The following is a 17,657-nucleotide window of genomic DNA, read 5'->3' on the forward strand; positions in this document are numbered from 1 at the left end:
GTCGGTTGATCGCCCGATCTCGACGCAACCGACCGATCTCATTTCCGGACACCAGGAACGTGCCGAACTCGAGGGCGGCGGTGCCCAGGAGGCTGCCGACGTCAGCGCGGGTCCCCAGCCCGAGACGCTGCGGAAGTTCGTCAGGGAGGTCACCGCCGTGCCCTCTTGGGTGGACTGGGAGCTCGTCGAGCAGGGGGCGGCGGTGCAGCGGCGGCTCGGCCAGAACGCCGCCGACGTGCTGCTCCAGCTCTCGCTCGTGGGCGGGTACCGGTTCGGCGGGCCCACGGACCTGCTCGCCGCGACCGGCGCCCTGACCGGCGGCACGCTGCGCCGGCTCGCCGAGACGCAGGAGTGGACGGTCGGGCTGACAGAGCCGGGCGCACTGCGGCCGTTCGGCCCGGCCTGGCGGGCCACCGTGCACGTCCGGGTGATGCACGCCCTGGTCGGCGCCTCGTTCGCGGACCGCTCCGGCCCGGGCCGCGGGGACACCGAGCCCTGGGACACCGCCCGCTGGGGCCTGCCGATCAACCAGGCGGACCAGGCGGCGACGCTCGGCCTGTTCGACGGCACCCTCATCCTGGGGTGTCGCGCGCTGGGCGTGCCCGTCCCGCCGTCGGACAGCCGGGCGCTGATGCACCTGTGGAAGTGGGTGGGGCACCTGCTGGGCGTGCACCCCGACTTCCTGGTCGACGACGAGTGGGCGCGGCACCGCCTCAACCAGCACGTGCTGCTCGCGCAGGCCGGCATCTCCGACGCCGGGCCGCGGCTGGCGCGGGCCGTGGTCGCCGCACAGGCCGAACGGACCTATCGCGGGCCGACATGGTGGCAGCCGTCGCGGGCGTGGTTCGAGCGGGAGCGGCTGCTGTCGATGCTGACGGCGTTTCTCGGTGTGCGCAGCATGCGCGAGCTCGGCCTGCCGCTGCGCCCGCCGTGGGCGCACGCGTACCTGCTGCCGCTCAACACGTGGCGGTACCGCGTGCTCGGCCGGCTTCCCGGGGGCCGCGAGCGCCTCGACCGCTGGGGCCGACGGCGCAGCGCCGCGATCGTCGCGAGCCACCACCCGCCCCACGTGTCAGATGCTCAGGTCACCCGGGTGACCTGAGCGTCTGACACGGGGTCAGGGGATGGTGACCGGGTACGGCTCGCTGAGGGCGAGCTCCCACGTGTCGGCGTCGAGCAGCCGGTACGGGGCCGCGTACACGACCTCGTACTCACCGGCCGGCAGCGGTGTGGAGAACTCCAGTGACGGCAACCCCTCGTTCTCCTGCCGCTCCCCGCACGTCGAGGTCACGTTGATCTCGACCGTGTAGCCCTTCGCAACCTGCCAGGTCTGGCCGGGGGAGGCAGATTCCACAGCATCCACGGGTTCGCCCCAGTACCCGGCATCGCGGGCGCCGACGCTCGAGCTCACCAGCCGCCCGTCGTGGAACAGCAGGTACTCCGGCTCGGCGCCGGTCTCGAGCTCGTGGGACTCACCGGCCACCTCGCGGATCGTGAACGCCGAGGTGACGCGCAGGTCGGCAGGAGAGTCGTTCGGCTCGATCGTGAACCGGACGGGATCCCGCGGCAGGTCACCGATCGGCAGCCCGCAGGCCACCGGCGACGCGTCGAACGCCCACGAAAGGTAGCCCTCGTCGAACGGCTCGAACGGCGGCCACGCCGCAGCCGGCCCGTCCGGGTTCTCGGTCCCGTCCGGCTCCCCCGTGGCCACGGACGATGCGCCCGCGTCCGGCGTCGGCTCCACGTCCGGGGTGTCCGACGGCGAGGCGGACGGCGACGGGCTCACCGACGCCGTCGGGCTCGGCGAGCTGCGCGTCGTCGGGATTTCCGACGGCACCGGGCCTGTCTCCGTGGCCTCGATCGTGGGACGTCCGGGCAGCGGCTCGGACCGCGTGAAGGTCGAAGCCTGCGCGGCGCTGAACGCGAGCGCGCCCACGACGGCGGCCGTGCCCAGCCCCATCACGCCGGCCTTGGCGACCCGCCAGGTCCGCACCCTGCGCCGCAGCAGACCGAGGTTCTCCTCCGGCGCGCTGGGCCGGTCGGTCGGCGTGGCGCCCGAGACCAGCGCGTCGATGGTCTGCCGCAGCACGTCGCGGCCGATGCCGAGGTCGTCGGCGCCGTGGTCGTCGTGCCCGCTCATCGCAGCTCTCCCTCCGGCACGAGGACACCGCGCAGCGCGCTGATCCCGTCGGCCAGGTGTCTCTTGATGGTGCCCTCCGCGATGCCGAGCGTCGCGGCGATCTGGGGCACGGTGAGGTCGTCGTAGAAGCGGAGCACCACGCAGGCACGCTGGCGCGGGCTCAGGCCGCGCAGCGCGACGGTCACGTCTGCGCGGGCGGTGATGTCCGACGCGGGCGCGCGCACCCGGTCCTCGACGGCCACCTTGGGCTGGGCCTTGCGCCACAGCGTGAACCGCCGGGCCTCGTCGAGATAGAGGTTGAGCATCGTCCGGCGCACGTACGCCTCGATGCCCGCGTGCTGCCCGCCCTCGTTCAGCGGGAACTCCGTGATGCCCTCGGCACCCGCGGCCTCCGGGCGGCGGAACCGCCGGAACACACGCACCAGCGCATCCTGCACCAGGTCCTCCGCGCGGCGCACGTCGCCCGTCAGCGCGTAGCCGTACCCCACGAGCGCGCGGCCCCGGCGGGTCACGAGCTCCGTGAGCTCGTCGTCCCAGCGCGCGCTCATCGCGGGGCCTGCCCTGACCCGGTCACGTCGTCTGCCCCATCACGTTCTCGTCCCCTTATCCTGCGGTTCCTGCGCCCCGCTCATGCCCATATACGAGCTGGGCGCAGGAACCGTTGGGACACGGACCGAACTTTCTCGGCCCGATCCGTTGTTCGCCTGGGCAGGCCGGTCCCTGCCCGACGACGGCGGGGTCAGGGCGTGGCGGAGTAGTACCGCCAGTTGCCGTCGGAGTCGATCGCGATCCGCAGCCCCGTGTAGCCGAGCCCCTCGGCCCGCTGCGCGTCGGCGTCCCCCGGCGTGAGCACGCCCGCGTCCACCACCTCCTGCCAGGCCTCGTCCGAGTCGCGGAACTCCTCGGTCGCGACCCGGGGCCAGACGAACGTCCCGCCGCCCTGGTCGGCCTCCTCCGTACCGGCCAGGAGCCCGACCAGGGTCAGGTAGTGCAGCGACTCGTCCTCGGGCAGGGCGAACACCTGCTCCGCGGGCTGGGCGGGGACCAGCAGCTCCGTGGGGTACTCGGTCGCCAGCTCGACGAGCCGGTCCTGGTCGCAGGCCAGCGCGGCGTCCACGATGGCCTTCGCCGTCGCCCCGGCCGCCTCGCTCTGCGCGTTCGCCGGGTCAAAGGCAAGGCCGAGGCCATCGGCGGAGCAGGCACCGGCGGCGTCGCCACCACTGTCACCGCCGGCGTTCGGGGCGAGGGTCGCCCAGAACCGCGCGACGCCGTCCGGCACGCTCGCCAGCCGGAGGTCGACGACCTCCTCCTCGCCACCGCCCACCACCGGATCCGACACGAACGGCTCACCGTCACAGGGGACGTCGAAGGTCGCGAACGACTCGTCGGTGGAGGGCTGCACCACCTCGATCGACACCTCGTCCTCCGGGTTGGTGCTCTCGCACTCGGCGGTGATCACCGGCGTGCCGGTGGTCACGTACCCAAACTGCGTCTCCTGCGCCGAGACCCGGCTGGTGCTGCGGTCCAGGACCATCCGGGTGAGCTCGCCCTCGACACGCTCCGGCGGCTCGATGGTCGCGTCGCCGCCGCGCGTTCCGGTGGGGCTGTGCGCGCCGTCGGCGTCCATACGGACGGCGACCGGCTCGCTCACCACCGTCTCCCACTGGCCCGAGTCGGACTGCGGGAAGGCGACCACCCGCACCTGATAGTCACCCTCGGGCAGGCGCGTCCCGAAGTGGTCCTCCGTCTCGGACTCGATGGGCGCGCAGGTGGTGAACTCCATGCCCTGCGCCTCGGTCGCGTCGCCGACAGAGCCCACCAGCGGCTCGCGCAGCACTCCCCCGTCGAAGACGTCCACCCCCAGGTCCACGACGACGCCGCCCTGGCTCCAGACCAGGACCGGCGGGGCGGGGAGCGACCCGGTCCCCGCGACGGTCGCGGCCATGCCGAGGCTCGTCGAGGGCTCACCGTCCAGCTCCGAGGCCACGGAGTAGATGTCGCCGATCGACGTTGCCGACCAGCCGGCCGCCGTCGTCTCCAGGTCTTCCACCGGCATGCCGCACGACAGACCGACGTCCAGGTCCTTGATCCACGAGGGCTGGTACCCGTCCTGGATCACGCTCGTCGCGGGCGGCCCCGACGGGGTCGGGTCCGCGGACCGGTTCGGGGCGACGTTCTCGCTCGGCGTCCCGGGCAGCACCGGCTCGCTGTCCCACACCGGAGACTGCGTGACGCCGAAGGCCAGGACCCCCGCCATCACCAGGCTGGCGCCGGCGAGGCTGCCGACCTTCACCGCACGACGCCGCCGCACGCGGTCGCGCACCACTCCGAACGAGACGTGCAAGTCGTTCACCTCCCCACCGGGCATGGCGTCGGCTGCGCCATGGAGCGCACCGCTCAGGAAGTCGTTCTGGCCGGTTCGGTCGTTCAGGTCGTCGTGGCTCATCGGGCGGCCCTCCCTTCGGCAGGTCGGAAGTCGTCGGGGCGCAGGATCTCCTGCAGGTTCTTGGTCGCGTCGGACAGGTACCGCTTGACCGTGCCCTGGGCGGTGCCCAGGGCGTCGGCGATCTGCGGCACCGTCATGTCCTCGAAGTAGCGCAGCACCACGCACGCGCGTTCCCGGGCGCCGAGCTTCGCGAGCGCCGTCATCACGTCGACCCGGGCCGACGCCGCCTGGTCGGCGCCGCGGGTGCTGGGGTCGTCGGCCAGCAGGTGCTTGATGCCGGACCAGCGCTGCCGCTTGCGGTAGCCGTCCAGGTAGATGGTCAGGACCGCGCGCCGCACGTAGCCCTCCACGTTGGTGAACGGGGAGTCGAGGTCGTGCGCCCTGCTCCCCGCGGTCACGCCCACGCCGCCCCGGCCGGGGCGGCGCAGCCGCGAGTAGACCTTCACCAGGGCGTCCTGGACCAGGTCCTCGGCGAGGGCGCGGTCGCCGGAGAGCATGTAGGCGTAGCGGACCAGCGCGCTCCCGCGCGTCCTCATGAGCTCATCGAGCTCGGTCTCCCATCCCGCCATGGCCACCTCCCCGGTGCGTGTGTGCTGTCATCGTCTCCACACACCCCATGACGCGCACCGGGGAGGAATCGTTGGTCGGCTCTCGCCGGCACCGGACCGGTCACTCGCCGATCATGTGGACAGTGGCCTCGGCGGCCACGTACTGCGGCTCACCGTCCGCGCCGGGGTCGAGCTGCGTGAGGGCGTACAGCACGTACTCGCCGTCGGGCATGCCCTCGTCCGGGTGCGTCAGGCAGGTCGTGTCGGGTTCGATCGGCACGTCGACGGTCTCGGTGCCCTTCGGGTCGAGCCGCAGCGGCTCGGCCGGCTCGGACCAGACGTCGCGGCCCACCCCGACGACCTGCCCGCTCACGCTGATCCAGACCAGGGTGACCGGGGTGCGCGTCATGTCGACGGCCTTGCCCCGGAGCTCCGTGAACACGACGCGGGCCTTGCCGGTCGGCGTCAGGGCGTCGTCGCCGTCGGAGGCGTCGCCGAGCGACACGCCCGACCGCTCCCACGGCAGGTGCGGGCCGGCCGGGATGTCGGAGGCGTGGGCGCCGCAGGTCAGGTCCGTGCCCGCCAGCCACTCGGGCTGGTAGCCGTCGCGGATGTCGACGGTCAGCGCTTCCTCGGCCGGCAGGTCGATCTCCGGCACCTGCATGGTGACCGGCTCGCTGACGGCCATCCCGCTGTTCTCCTCGAAGTCGGTCCACGGCATGACGGCGTAGACGTCGTACGTGCCGGCCGGGCGCGGCTCCAGGTAGGTCTCCGAGGTCATGCCGACGGTCCAGTCACCGCAGGCCGTGGCCCCGTTGGCCTGAGCGACGGCGTCCTTGGAGCTCCCGGCGTCGGGCAGCACGTAGCCGCCCTCGTGCCAGCCCGCCCCGAGGTCGACGACCTGGCCGTTCTGGGCGAAGACCAGCATGGGTTCGCCGCCGTCCAGCGCCGGCCCGTCCGTGTCGGTCCGGGTGATCCGGACGGGCGCGGAGAGCCCGTACTCGTCGACGGTCAGGTCGCCCGTAAGCTCCAGCCCCACCGTGTCCGACGTCGACGTCAGCTCCGTGACCTCCATGCCGCACTGGTACTTCGGGCCGTGCTCGCTCCACTGGCTGGGCACCTGCCCGCCCGCCTGGGCGCTGGACAGCTCGGGGCTCTGCGTCGCCGGGACCACCGGCTCGGACAGGAGCCGCGACGGCCCCCACAGCGCCGCGACGGCCAGCATGCCCGCGACCACCAGCGAGGCGCCGCCGATGGCCGCCACCTTGACCCCGCGGCGGCGGCGCACCAGGCCCGAGACCGCGTCGAGCCGCTCGTCCAGCGTCGTGTCCATCTCCGGGACCGTGATCTCCGCGAGCGAGTCGCGCAGCAGCTCCATCGCGTTGGACAGGTGCCGCTTGATGGTGCCCGGGCTCGTGCCGAGGGTCTGCGCGATCTGCGGCACCGTCATGTCCTCGAAGAACCGCAGCACCACCGACTCGCGCTGCCGCGGGGAGAGCCTGGCGAGCGCCACGCCGACGTCGACCCGGGCCGTCGCGACGCGCTCCGCCGCGGGCGCGCGGTCGTCGTCGGCCAGCAGGTGCTTGATGCCGGTCCAGCTCGTCTGCCGGCGGTAGCCGTCCAGGTAGATGGTCAGCATGGCCCGGCGCACGTAGGCCTCCGCGTTGGTCAGCCGCGGCTGGTCCAGGTCCGTGACCTGCGCCGTGCCCGACATCTCCCGCGGTCGCCGCAGCCGCGAGAACACCTTGACCAGCGCGTCCTGCACCAGGTCCTCGGCCTGCCCCCGGTCCCGGCACAGCGTGTACCCGTACCCCACCAGTGCGCGGCCCCGCCGCGCCATGAGCTCCTCGAGCTCGCTCTCCCACTGCGCCATCGGTGACGCCCCCTTTCCCTCTCACCCTCTCCGACGGGCGGTGGGGGCAAAACGATGATGGCGGTGACCACCTTGCCCGTCAGCGTCCGGGCTCGTAGGAGATCGACTCCTCGAGCTCCGCCGAGATGAAGCGCCGTTCACCGCCCGAGCCGGGCGCGATCTCCATCAGCACGTAGGCCTCGTAGTCTCCCTCGGGCAGCCCCGCGTCGGGATCCAGCAGGCACGCGGGGTCGGGATCGCCGATCGCGACGGGTATCCGGCCGCTGCCGTTCCCGTCGGCCCGGAAGGGCTCCACGGGCTCCGACCAGACGTCGGAGCCGACGGAGACGACGCGACCGTCGTTGAGCCAGACCAGCGTGGGCGGCGTCCGCGTCGTGTCGAGGTCCGGGCCCTCCGTGTTCTCGAACCGGAGCGACATCCCCTGCGCCGAGCTGCCGACGTCCAGCGACTCCGGTCCCCAGGAGTCGTAGAACCTGCCCGGGATGTCGGACGCCGGGTCCCCGCACGCCAGGCTGGTGCCCGCCAGCCACGGCGGCTGGTAGCCGTCGCGGATACCGGCGGCCGGCTCTTCCTCGCCGGGCACGTCGAGGGCGGGTACCTCCATGGTCACGGGCTCGCTGACGACCAGCTCGACGTCGCCGTCGCCCGCCGTCCAGTACATCGCGGCGTACACGTCATAGGTACCGGCGGGACGCGGGTCCAGGTACACCCCCCATGGTGTCTCCGGTCCCTTCGTCGTCCACGCCCCGCACGCGGTGAACGCGTCCGCCTCGGCGACCCGGGCGACCGAACCACCCGCGCCGGGCAGCGCGTACCCGCCCTCGGTCCAGCCCCGGCCGAGGTCCACCACCTGGCCGTTCCGCGCGAAGACCAGACGCGGAGGTCCCCCGTCCAGCGCCGGTCCTTCCGCATCCGTTCGCACGATCCGGACCGGTGCGCTCAGGAAGTCGTCCCGCTCGTCCCCGCCGTCGGCGGCCTCGACGTCCCCGGTCAGCTCCAGGCCCACGACGTCCGACGTCGACGTCAGGGCCGTCACGTCCATGCCGCAGAGATACTGGTCGCCGATCGCCGACCAGCCGGCCGGCACCCAGCCGACCCTGACCGCGTCGCCCGACGTCTCGGGGCTCGGCGTGGCCGGCGGCACGGGATCCGAGAGGAAGCGCCCCGGCCCCCACGCCGCGGCGAACCCCAGCAGCACGATAAGGACCAGCGAGACGCCGCCGATCGCGGCCACCTTCGCCGTCCGACGACGCCGGACCGCACCCGTCACCGCGTCCAGCCGCTCGTCCAGCGACGTGTCCAGCTCCGGTGCCGTGGCCTCGGCCAGCGCGTCGCGCAGCACGGCCGACGCGTCGAACAGGTGCCGCTTGACCGTGCCCTGGCTGGTCCCGAGGGCCGCGGCGATCTGCGGCACCGTCAGGTCGTCGAAGAACCGCAGGATCACCACCTCGCGCTGCCGCGGGGAGAGCCGGCGCAGGGCGACGCCGACGTCCACCCGCGCGGTGGCGACCCGGTCCGCCCCGGGCGTGTGGGCGTCCTCGGCGAGGAGGTGCTTCAGGGCGACCCAGTGGTTCCGCCTGCGGTAGCCGTCCAGGTAGATGGTCAGGATCGCGCGCCGCACGTACGCCTCCGCGCCGGTGCTCTCGGAACGTCGCAGGTCGAGCTGCGCCTCGCCCGAGCGCGGCGGACGGCGCAGCCGGGAGTAGACCTTGACCAGCGCGTCCTGCACCAGGTCCTCGGCCTGCGCCTTGTCGCGTGTCAGCGAGTACGCGTACCCGACCAGCGCTCCGCCGCGCCGGACCACGAGCTCCGTCAGCTCGGTCTCCCACTGGACCATGTCGGTCTCCCCTCGTCCTGCTGCCCGTAACGGACGGAGGGCGCGGACCGTTGAGACGGGACCGTACGGGATCAGGTCGTCCGGCGGGCCGCCAGCAGGACGGTGGTGTGGCGCACGGTGAACGCGCCGTCGGTGACGGCCTCGTCCTGCTCCAGGGCGGACCGGACGCCGGCCAGGACCGCGCGCCGCACCGGCTCGGGCAGCCGGCCGAACCCGCCGGACGTCGGCACCTGGTCCAGCCACTCCTCGACCGTGTACCGGCGCTCCCACGCGTGCCGCCACCGCTGCGGCGTGCCGAACCCGCCCGCCTCGGTCAGGCCCGCCTCGGCGCGGTCGAGCATCGCCTCGTAACCCTGGGCGGCCGAGCGGCCCGGCGCGTACATGCCCGCCCCCGGGGTGCCGGCCAGCTCGCGGGAGTACAGGCCGTGCAGCGCCGACCGGAGCGAGGGCGGCAGGTCGGCCGCGTGCCAGAACACCGCGAGCACGCCCCGGTCGCGCAGCGCCCGGGCGGCCTGCGCGGCGCCCGCGACCGGGTCCACCCAGTGCCAGGTCATGCCGGAGACGACGGCGTCGAACCGCCGGCCCGCCGGGTCCCAGTCCTCGAACCGCGCCACCTGGACGTCCAGGCCGCGCGCCCGGGCCACGGCCGCCATGCGTTCGTCGACCTCGACGCCCAGCACCTCGGCTCCCGCCGCGCGGAAGGGGAGGGCGGAGAGGCCGGTGCCGATGCCGACGTCGAGCAGGCGGGGCGGTGCGGGTGCGGCGGCGGTGGCCGGCGTGCCGTCGGCGGTGTCAGCGGCGTCGGCGGCGTCGTCCGGCCCGCCGTCGTCACCCAGCCGGTTGCCGTCGCCCAGGTAGCCGAGGACGGCGTCCGCGACCGCACGCGGCGTGACGGGGCGCGAACGGTCGTACCGCTCGGCGGCCGCGCCGAACCCCTCGGCGGCGCCACGGTGCAGGTGAGAGGCAGTGAGGTCGCCGGGCGAGCTGGAAGTGGGCATGCGCCCACGCTAGTGGGCGGTCGCCCACTCGTGCAACATTGCTTCAGCCGCACCCCGCGGCCCGGCGACAGGAGAGGGGCCGTCCATGCCTACCGGAGTAGCGCTCCAGGACCCGCGCGCCCAGCTCGTGGCCGCCGCGGAACGCCTGCTCGCGACCGGCAGCGCCGCGGCGCTGACCAGCCGCGCCGTGACCGACGAGGCCGGCGTCGCCAAGGGGGTGCTGCACCGCCACTTCGCGGACTTCGACGACTTCCTCGCCGCGCTGGTCCGCACCCGGATCCAGCAGGCCGACGACGCCGGCGAACACCTGATCGCCGGCGCGGGCTCCGGCACGGTGGTCGGCAACGTGTCCGGGTTCCTTGCCGTGACGCTCGACGCCGTCGCGCTCGCCGTCGTCGCGCTGATCACGGCGCGCGACGAGCTGCGCCGCCGCCTGCGCGAGACGTCGCCCGCGGGGGTGCCGCTGCTCGCCGAGATCACCGGGGCGCTGGCGACCTACCTGGCCGCCGAGCAGTCGTACGGGCGCGTGGCGGCCGGCGCCGAGCCCCGCTACCTCGCGATGACGGTCGTGGGCACGGGGCACCTGATGTTCGCGGGCGAGCTGGGCGCACGGCCGGACGACACCGCCGTCCGCGAGCTGGTCGAGTCCGTGCTGGTCGGCGCGCTCCGCTAGACCGATGAGTCCGCGCGGTCCCGGCGGTCCGACCCGCATGAGCACCTACCGCGTCGAGACGCGCCCCGAGACCCCCACCGCCGGCATCGTCGACACGGTCACCATGGCCGAGATCGCCAGGATCGCCGACCGCATCCCCGAGATCGCCGGCTGGATCGTCGAGCACGGCTCGCACCCCGCCGGTGCCCCGTACTTCCGGTATCACGTGATCGACATGGCCGCCGAGCTCGTCGTCGAGGTCGGCTTCCCCGTGCCCGACGACGCAGCGCTCACCTCGTCCGGCGACGTCACGGTGGGCGCGACCCCGGCCGGGCGCTACGTGACGACCGTCCACCACGGGCACCCCGACGGCCTGGTCGACGCCACCGGCGCGCTGCTGCGGTGGGCCGACGAGGAGGGGCTCACGTTCGACCGGCACGACACCGAAGCCGGCGACGCGTGGGCGGGCCGGTTCGAGCACTACCTGACCGACCCCGCCGAGCAGCCCGACATGGCGCAGTGGGACACGGAGCTCGCGTTCAAGCTCGCGGACTGATCCTGGACGCGGATGCCCGGTCCGGACGCGGAAGCCCGGTCCCCTTCGAGGCCTAAGTTTCTTCGCTTTGAACAGCCGCAGAGCGAAGAAACTTAGGCCTCAAAGAGGAGCGAGCCCGCCGAAACGGGGGCCAGAGGGCCGGTCCCTCAGGCCAGCTCGATGCGGTAGCCCCGCTTGACCACGGTGCGGATCAGGTCGCGCCGGCCCGCCGCCTCACGCAGGCGCGCGATCGCCACCTCGGCCGCGTGGGTGTCCTGCGAGTCGCCGGGCAGCGCGGCGAGCACCTGGTCCCGGGGCACGACGTCGCCCTCCGCCGCGGCGAGCAGCCGCAGCACCGCGACCCCCGTCGGGGACAGGGGCAGCACCTGCCCGTCCAGCACCGCGACCCGCGCGCGGATCACCAGCGACCCGGCCACCGTGCTCAGCGCCACGGACTCGATGCGCTCGTAGTGCCCCACCAGCGCGCGCACGAGCGCGCCGAGCCGGCCGCGCTCGGGCTGCAGCGGCACGATCCCGCGGTGCTCCAGCGGCTTGGCCGTCACGGGCCCGACGGCGGCGGCGACCGTCCCGCCGTCGGCGAACCGGGCCCGGACGCGCTCGACCAGCCCCTCCGCCTCGACGGCCTGCAGCCAGGCCTCGGCGCCCGGGGCGGACGTGAACACGACCGCGTCGATCTCGCCGTCGGCCACGGCGTGCGCGGAGTCGCGGACGGCGGCGGGGTCCGGCGCGGGGCCCCACCGGTAGACGACGAGGCTGGCGACCTGCGCGCCGGCCTTCTCGAACACCTCGTCCAGGCCGTCGGCGCCCGCGCCGTGGTGCTGGATCGCGATGCGCAGGCCGTCCACACCCTCGCTGAGCAGCACCTCCGCCACCTCGGCGGACGTCTCGGACTCGGCCACCCAGTCGGCCTGCAGCCCGGCGGCCTGGATCGCGCCGCGGGCCTTGGGCCCGCGGGCGACGAGCCGGGTCCCGGTGAGCATTGCCAGCAGCGGCTCGGCGAGCCCGTGCGCGTCGGCGGCCTCGATCCAGGCGCGGAACCCGATCCCGGTCGTCACCACGAGGACGTCGGGCGGCGCGGCGACGATGGCCCGGGTAGCGGCGATCAGCGTCTCGTCGTCGACGTGCGGGATCATGCTCAGCGCGGGCGCGTGCCGGATCGTGGCGCCGCGCCGCTCCAGCGCGGCGGCGAGCTCGGAGGCCCGGCGCTCGGCGGTGACGAGCACGGTCGCCCCGGCCATGACCTGGCCCAGCGTCGGGTGGGCGGCCTGCGCGTGGGCGGGCGCTGCGACATCAGACACCGGCACCTGCCAGACGTCGCTCATCCGCACCCTCCAGAAGCCCTGCCGCGGCCACGCGGCCGATGACGACGACCGCGGGCGACCGCACACCACGGGCCGCCGCCACGGCTGCCGCCTCGTCGAGACGGGCCCGCGTGACGCGCTGCTCCGGCGTGGAACCGTTCTCCACCATCGCCACGGGAGTTCCGGGATCGGCGCCTGCGGCCAGGGACTGCGCCACGATCGCGCCGAGGGACCGCACCCCCATCAGTACGACAAGCGTAGCCGTGCCGTCGCGCACGCAGGAGAGAGCCGCGGCGTCGAGCGGCCCGGACGTGTCAGACATGTGGGTCCCCCGAGGGACCTGTGCGTCTGACACGTCGACGGCGGACCCCGTGGCGCAGTGGCCCGAGACCACGTGGAAGCCCGTGGTGACGCCGCGGTGGGTGAGCGGGATACCGGCCAGCCCCGGCACGGCCACGGCGGACGTGATGCCCGGGACCACCTCGACCGGCACGCCGGCCGCCACGCACGCGAGCACCTCCTCGCCGCCGCGGCCGAGCACGAACGGGTCGCCGCCCTTGAGCCGCACCACGTGGGCGCCCGCCCGGGCGTGCTCCACGAGCAGCTCGTTGATGCGCTCCTGCGGCACCGGGTGCCGGCCGGGCTCCTTGCCGACGTCGACCACCCGGACGTGCGGCGGCAGCTCGGCGAGGATCTCGACGGGCCCGAGCCGGTCGGCCACGACGACGTCGGCCGCCTGCAGCGCCCGCCAGGCCCGCACGGTCAGCAGGTCGACGGCGCCCGGTCCGCCCCCGACGAGCGTCACACGACCGGTCGTCACGGGAGACCCACGTAGACCACGTCCTCGCGGACCTCGACCGGGTAGGTCACCAGGTCGGCGGGCAGGTCGTCCTTCGGGGTCTTGTCCGCCAGCACCAGGCACGTGCCCGTGACCAGGGAGAACACCTGCTTGTAGACCGGCGCGGCCACCGTGGGCTCGCCGGCCCGGGTGCCGACGATCCCGCGCGAGATCACGTTCGCCGCCGAGAACGGGTCCAGGTTCTGCACCGCGTGGACCTGCCCGGCGTGGACGCCGTAGGCGGCGTCGTCCGGCAGGCGGAAGAGGGCCACCTGGACGTCCCCGAAGAGCGCGGCGGCGCCGCGCTCCGGGAACAGGTCGGTGAGCAGGCAGGCCCGCTCCCAGCGGGCCGGGCCCGCGGCTGCCCCGGCGACCCGGAGGGCCGCCACGTCGTCGACGGTCATGCTCGTACCTCCAGCTTGGGACCTGCGATGACGACGCCGGACGCGCGCTCGGCCGACGTCGCCGGACGACGCTGGCCCCGCTCGGTCACGTAGGCCAGCGACGGGTCGGCGTCCTTGGGGGCGTTGACGAAGGAGGAGAACCGGCGCAGCTTCTCCGGGTCCTCCAGCACGGCCTTCCACTCGTCCTCGTAGTTCTCGACGTGGCGGGCCATGGCGGCGTCCAGGTCGGCGCAGATGCCGAGCGAGTCCTCCATGATCACCTCGCGCACGCCCTCCAGGCCGCCGTCGACCTCCTCGATCCACGGCGCGGTGCGCTGCAGCCGGTCGGCGGTGCGGACGTAGTACATGAGGAAGCGGTCGACGGTCCGCAGGAGCTCCTCGGACGTCAGGTCCTCGGCGAGCAGCCTGGCGTGCCGCGGCGTCTGGCCGCCGTTGCCGCCCACGTACACGTTCCAGCCCTTGTCCGTGGCGATGACGCCCACGTCCTTGCCCCGCGCCTCCGCGCACTCGCGGGCGCAGCCCGAGACGCCCATCTTGAGCTTGTGCGGCGAGCGCAGGCCGCGGTAGCGCAGCTCCAGCTCGACGGCCATGCCCACGGAGTCCTGCACGCCGTACCGGCACCAGGTGGACCCGACGCACGACTTCACGGTGCGCAGCGACTTGCCGTACGCGTGCCCGGACTCGAAGCCGGCGTCGACCAGGCGGCGCCAGATGTCCGGGAGCTGGTCCACCCGGGCGCCGAACATGTCGATGCGCTGGCCGCCCGTGATCTTCGTGTACAGCCCGAAGTCCTTGGCCACCTGGCCGACGACGATCAGCCCCTCCGGCGTGACCTCGCCGCCCGGCATCCGGGGCACCACCGAGTAGGTGCCGTCCTTCTGCAGGTTGGCGAGCATGTGGTCGTTGGTGTCCTGCAGCGTGGACTGCTCGCCCGCCAGGATGTGCCCGTTGCCGAGGCTCGCCAGGATCGACGCGACGACGGGCTTGCAGATGTCGCAGCCGCGGTTGCCGACCATGGTGGTCGAGCTTGTCGAGACCCCTGACGCACGGGTCTCGACAGGCTCGACCAGCGAAGCGACCCCGAACCGGGCCACGATGTCGCTGAACGAGTGCAGGTCGGCGACCCGGACGGCGTCGAACAGCTGGGCGCGGGACATCTCGAAGTGCTCGCACAGGGCAGTGCTGACCTCGATGCCCGCGCGCTCCAGCTCGGTGTCCACGAGCTTCTTGACCAGCGGCAGGCACGCGCCGCAGGTGGTGCCGGCGCGGGTGCAGGCCTTCACGCCCGGCACGTCGGTGCACTGGTGCTCGGTGACGGCGCCGCGGATGGTGCCCGCGGAGACGTTGTTGCAGGAGCAGACGTTGGCGTCGTCGGGCAGCTCGAGGCCCGGGGCACCGCCGCCGCCCTCCGGCAGCAGGAACGCGCTCGGGTCGTCACCGGGCAGCTCTGCGCCGAGCATGGGGCGCAGGCTGGCGTACGGTCCGGCGTCGCCCACGAAGACGCCGCCCAGCAGGGTGCGCGCGTCGTCGGACAGGACGAGCTTCTTGTAGACGCCGGCCACCGGGTCGGCCCAGACCACCTCGACGGCGTCCTCGGTGCGGGCGTGCGCGTCGCCGAACGACGCGACGTCGACACCCGAGAGCTTGAGCTTGGTCGCGGTGTCCGCGCCGGGGAACTCGGCGAGGCCGCCCAGCAGCCGGTCGACGACCACCTCGGCCATCGTGTTGCCGGGCGCGACCAGGCCGAGGCAGCGGCCCTCGATGCAGGCCACCTCGCCGACGGCCCAGACGTGCGGGTCCTCGGTGCGGCAGGTCAGGTCGACGACGACGCCGCCGCGCTCCCCGACCGGCAGCCCGGCCGCCCGGCCGAGCTCGTCGCGGGGGCGCACGCCGGTGGCGACCACGACGACGTCGACGTCGAGCCGGCCGCCGTCCGCGAAGTCGAGCCGGCCCACGTGGCCGGTGCGGCGGTGCGGCTTCATCTGGCTGGTCGCGGTCTCCGCGCGGACGCCGATGCCCTTGCCGTTGATCAGGCGCTTGAGCGCGTGGCCGCCGCCGAGGTCGACCTGCACGCCCATCAGGTGGGTGCCGAACTCGATGACGGTGGCCTGCGCGTCCAGCGCGGTCAGGGCCCCGGCGGCCTCCAGGCCGAGCAGGCCGCCGCCGATCACGGCGCCGCGCACCGGCTTGCCCTCCGGGTAGCTCCGGCGCTTCTCCTCGACCCAGCCGCGCAGGGCCGCGACGTCGTCGATGGTGCGGTAGACGAAGACGCCCGGCAGGTCGTTCCCGGGGATGGGCGGCATCGCGGCGCTGGAGCCGGTGGCGAGCACCAGCTCGTCGTACGCGTGCACCTTGCCGAGGCGGTCCGTGACGGTCTTCGCCGCACGGTCGATCGACTCGATCCTGCGGTCGGTGTGCAGGGTGACGAGCGGGTCCGCCCACAGGGCCGGGTCGCCCAGGGCGATGCCCTCGGGCCCCTCCTCGAACCAGCGGGTCAGACCCACGCGGTCGTAGGGCGCGCGGGGCTCTTCCGCGAACACTGTGACGTGGTAGCGACCGGCGTCGTCCCGGGCGCGCAGCGCCTCGACGAGCCGCTGCGCGACCATGCCACCGCCGATCACCACAAGGTGCTGAGGATTGCCGGAATTGACCATGTCTTGACCGTAGGTCGTGGGTTTTTCGCGCTGGTGCGCCCTCGGTTACCCGAGCCGAACATCTTCCTCACAGGGCTGGTGCCGGCTCGGTGAGTGCGCAGGGATCAGCCCCACTGGGCAAGCAGGTCGTCAGGACCGAGCACAACCGCTTCGGACGCACGGACCTGGTCGTCGACGCCGTTCCGGCTGACGACCACGAGGCCTGTGCCGTCCGACGCGCCGGGCACCTGGCCGCGGTGGGCGATGAGCTCCCCGAGCTCCCGGACGCCGAACGGCTTGGTGGTCCACTTGATCGAGCCGACGCCGTAGACCTTCTTCGCGACCGGTTCCTTGTCGGCCAGAACGACGTCGACCTCGATGCTGTTGGTGCGGGTCCAGAAACCCCCGACCGACATCGCACCGTCCACCGGCACAGGGAGCTCCGCATGGGACATCAGGGCGATCGACTCCCGGACGACCGGTTCGACGGCACGCCCTCGCCACCTCGTCCACTCGTCGCGGATCCGATGAAGGACGCGGTCACCTCGTCCTCGTTCGATCTCGGCAAGGTGAGGACCGAGAAAATGGAGCCAGAACAGCAGATACGGATCGGCGATCCGGTACCTCGTGTCGGTCGACGTCCTGAGCGAGAGCGGCCGCTCGGACACCACCACGCGCTTCGTCCTGAGCAGATCGAGGGACCGGGTCAGGGAGGTCGCTCTCAGGTCGCCTGCCTTCGAGCCGATCTCGGTGAACCGCCGCTGCCCCTGCCCGATCACCTCGAGCACCCGTCGAGCCTGCACATCGCCCGGGAACTCGGCGGCGAGCGACCTCTCGGCACTCACCAGGAGCGACGACGTCGGATGAGTGAGCGCCTCCTCGAGGTAGGCCCAGAGGCCCCTGCCCTTGCCCCAGTCCCGGCAGATCAGCGGAAGGCCGCCGCTCACGAGATAGGCATCGAACGCGTCACCTGGTGATAGCGAGAGCATTCGCCCTACCTCGGCCGGCGAGAGCGGAGGAACCACCATCTCGGTCGCTCTCTGATGAAAAGGCCGGTCGTAGTCGTTGAGCGCCTCCATCATCGCCAGGTCCGAGCCGATCCCGATGAGGAGCACGGGACGCCTGCTGAGCTCACGGTCGAAGTGCCTCTGGAGCACACCCTCGAAGCCGTCGTCGGCTGCCGTGACGTAGGGCAGCTCGTCCAGCACCACGATCGCCGGACCCTCGGTCGGAAGCGAGGCAGCGAGGAGCCTCAGGGCGTTGTCCCAGCTGGACGGCGGATCACCGGCGAACAGCTCCGCCCCCGGCAGGGTCGACTCGACAGCGTCCTGGGCGAAGGCCGCGAGATCATCACGCACCGAGCGACCAGCCGCCGTGAAGAACATGCTGGGGAGCCCCGCCTTGTGGATGAACTCCTCGACCAGACGTGAT

Annotated in this window: 15 protein-coding genes; 3 read left to right on the forward strand and 12 right to left on the reverse strand. The window is 73.3% G+C overall.

Features of this window, described 5'->3' with window-relative positions:
• The first annotated feature begins 157 nt into the window (after positions 1–157).
• Positions 158–1,102, forward strand: coding sequence for an oxygenase MpaB family protein (locus ACFU5G_RS06335; protein WP_377241888.1), 945 nt, complete (start codon positions 158–160; stop codon positions 1,100–1,102).
• Positions 1,103–1,117: 15 nt separating this feature from the next.
• Here the strand turns inward: ACFU5G_RS06335 and ACFU5G_RS06340 are convergent, their stop codons facing one another.
• The 7 genes from ACFU5G_RS06340 to ACFU5G_RS06370 all read right to left on the reverse strand — a co-directional run bounded on the left by ACFU5G_RS06340 (position 1,118) and on the right by ACFU5G_RS06370 (position 9,842).
• Entirely contained in the window at positions 1,118–2,140 is a 1,023-nt protein-coding gene (locus ACFU5G_RS06340; RefSeq protein ID WP_377241890.1) for a hypothetical protein, read from the reverse strand.
• Positions 2,137–2,688: a sigma-70 family RNA polymerase sigma factor gene (locus ACFU5G_RS06345; protein WP_377241892.1), complete on the reverse strand. Its 552-nt coding sequence runs from the start codon at positions 2,686–2,688 to the stop codon at positions 2,137–2,139. Before ACFU5G_RS06345 ends, ACFU5G_RS06340 begins: the two co-directional genes overlap by 4 nt.
• A 191-nt stretch (positions 2,689–2,879) precedes the next feature.
• Positions 2,880–4,586: a hypothetical protein gene (locus ACFU5G_RS06350; protein WP_377241894.1), complete on the reverse strand. Its 1,707-nt coding sequence runs from the start codon at positions 4,584–4,586 to the stop codon at positions 2,880–2,882.
• Positions 4,583–5,155 (reverse strand): sigma-70 family RNA polymerase sigma factor, encoded by a 573-nt coding sequence (locus ACFU5G_RS06355; protein ID WP_377241896.1) that lies wholly within the window; start codon positions 5,153–5,155, stop codon positions 4,583–4,585. Before ACFU5G_RS06355 ends, ACFU5G_RS06350 begins: the two co-directional genes overlap by 4 nt.
• A 100-nt stretch (positions 5,156–5,255) precedes the next feature.
• Positions 5,256–7,007: an RNA polymerase sigma factor gene (locus tag ACFU5G_RS06360; RefSeq protein WP_377241898.1), complete on the reverse strand. Its 1,752-nt coding sequence runs from the start codon at positions 7,005–7,007 to the stop codon at positions 5,256–5,258.
• A 79-nt stretch (positions 7,008–7,086) separates the two neighbouring features.
• On the reverse strand, positions 7,087–8,844 hold the full coding sequence (locus ACFU5G_RS06365) for a SigE family RNA polymerase sigma factor (protein WP_377241900.1): 1,758 nt from the start codon (positions 8,842–8,844) through the stop codon (positions 7,087–7,089).
• 71 nt (positions 8,845–8,915) lie between these two features.
• Positions 8,916–9,842: a class I SAM-dependent methyltransferase gene (locus ACFU5G_RS06370; protein WP_377241902.1), complete on the reverse strand. Its 927-nt coding sequence runs from the start codon at positions 9,840–9,842 to the stop codon at positions 8,916–8,918.
• An 85-nt stretch (positions 9,843–9,927) separates the two neighbouring features.
• Between ACFU5G_RS06370 and ACFU5G_RS06375 the strand changes: the two genes are divergently transcribed.
• Together ACFU5G_RS06375 and ACFU5G_RS06380 are read left to right on the forward strand one after the other, a co-directional pair.
• A complete protein-coding gene (locus ACFU5G_RS06375) occupies positions 9,928–10,515 on the forward strand; it encodes a TetR/AcrR family transcriptional regulator (protein ID WP_377241904.1) in 588 nt (195 codons plus the stop codon).
• A gap of 37 nt (positions 10,516–10,552) precedes the next feature.
• A complete protein-coding gene (locus ACFU5G_RS06380) occupies positions 10,553–11,050 on the forward strand; it encodes a GyrI-like domain-containing protein (protein WP_377241906.1) in 498 nt (165 codons plus the stop codon).
• A gap of 146 nt (positions 11,051–11,196) precedes the next feature.
• Here ACFU5G_RS06380 and ACFU5G_RS06385 read toward each other — a convergent pair whose 3' ends face one another.
• From ACFU5G_RS06385 to ACFU5G_RS06405, 5 genes are all read right to left on the reverse strand, one after another.
• Positions 11,197–12,372, reverse strand: a complete 1,176-nt coding sequence (locus tag ACFU5G_RS06385) for a uroporphyrinogen-III synthase (RefSeq protein WP_377241908.1) — start codon at positions 12,370–12,372, stop codon at positions 11,197–11,199.
• Positions 12,341–13,171 (reverse strand): uroporphyrinogen-III C-methyltransferase, encoded by an 831-nt coding sequence (gene cobA, locus ACFU5G_RS06390; RefSeq protein WP_377241910.1) that lies wholly within the window; start codon positions 13,169–13,171, stop codon positions 12,341–12,343. The genes ACFU5G_RS06385 and cobA overlap by 32 nt, the downstream gene beginning before the upstream one ends.
• Positions 13,168–13,593 carry a nitrite reductase (NAD(P)H) small subunit family protein gene (locus ACFU5G_RS06395; RefSeq protein WP_377241913.1) on the reverse strand — a complete coding sequence of 142 codons (426 nt, stop codon included), beginning with the start codon at positions 13,591–13,593 and terminating at the stop codon, positions 13,168–13,170. Before ACFU5G_RS06395 ends, cobA begins: the two co-directional genes overlap by 4 nt.
• Positions 13,590–16,247, reverse strand: coding sequence for a nitrite reductase large subunit NirB (gene nirB, locus ACFU5G_RS06400; RefSeq protein WP_377241915.1), 2,658 nt, complete (start codon positions 16,245–16,247; stop codon positions 13,590–13,592). The genes ACFU5G_RS06395 and nirB overlap by 4 nt, the downstream gene beginning before the upstream one ends.
• A 104-nt stretch (positions 16,248–16,351) precedes the next feature.
• The gene (locus ACFU5G_RS06405; RefSeq protein WP_377241917.1) at positions 16,352–17,437 is read right to left on the reverse strand and encodes an ATP-binding protein; all 1,086 of its coding nucleotides are present in this window, start codon (positions 17,435–17,437) and stop codon (positions 16,352–16,354) included.
• Positions 17,438–17,657: the final 220 nt, after the last annotated feature.

Source organism: Promicromonospora sp. NPDC057488, assembly GCF_042802395.1.
GTDB lineage: Bacteria > Actinomycetota > Actinomycetes > Actinomycetales > Cellulomonadaceae > Promicromonospora.

What these genes read in the sequence shown, in the direction of transcription:
- ACFU5G_RS06340 (WP_377241890.1), bottom strand. Translation starts at nt 2,140, where the DNA reads ATGAGCGGGCACGACGACCACGGCGCCGACGACCTCGGCATCGGCCGC.
- ACFU5G_RS06345 (WP_377241892.1), bottom strand. Translation starts at nt 2,688, where the DNA reads ATGAGCGCGCGCTGGGACGACGAGCTCACGGAGCTCGTGACCCGCCGG.
- ACFU5G_RS06350 (WP_377241894.1), bottom strand. Translation starts at nt 4,586, where the DNA reads ATGAGCCACGACGACCTGAACGACCGAACCGGCCAGAACGACTTCCTG.
- ACFU5G_RS06355 (WP_377241896.1), bottom strand. Translation starts at nt 5,155, where the DNA reads ATGGCGGGATGGGAGACCGAGCTCGATGAGCTCATGAGGACGCGCGGG.
- ACFU5G_RS06360 (WP_377241898.1), bottom strand. Translation starts at nt 7,007, where the DNA reads ATGGCGCAGTGGGAGAGCGAGCTCGAGGAGCTCATGGCGCGGCGGGGC.
- ACFU5G_RS06365 (WP_377241900.1), bottom strand. Translation starts at nt 8,844, where the DNA reads ATGGTCCAGTGGGAGACCGAGCTGACGGAGCTCGTGGTCCGGCGCGGC.
- ACFU5G_RS06370 (WP_377241902.1), bottom strand. Translation starts at nt 9,842, where the DNA reads ATGCCCACTTCCAGCTCGCCCGGCGACCTCACTGCCTCTCACCTGCAC.
- ACFU5G_RS06375 (WP_377241904.1), top strand. Translation starts at nt 9,928, where the DNA reads ATGCCTACCGGAGTAGCGCTCCAGGACCCGCGCGCCCAGCTCGTGGCC.
- ACFU5G_RS06380 (WP_377241906.1), top strand. Translation starts at nt 10,553, where the DNA reads ATGAGCACCTACCGCGTCGAGACGCGCCCCGAGACCCCCACCGCCGGC.
- ACFU5G_RS06385 (WP_377241908.1), bottom strand. Translation starts at nt 12,372, where the DNA reads ATGAGCGACGTCTGGCAGGTGCCGGTGTCTGATGTCGCAGCGCCCGCC.
- ACFU5G_RS06395 (WP_377241913.1), bottom strand. Translation starts at nt 13,593, where the DNA reads ATGACCGTCGACGACGTGGCGGCCCTCCGGGTCGCCGGGGCAGCCGCG.
- nirB (WP_377241915.1), bottom strand. Translation starts at nt 16,247, where the DNA reads ATGGTCAATTCCGGCAATCCTCAGCACCTTGTGGTGATCGGCGGTGGC.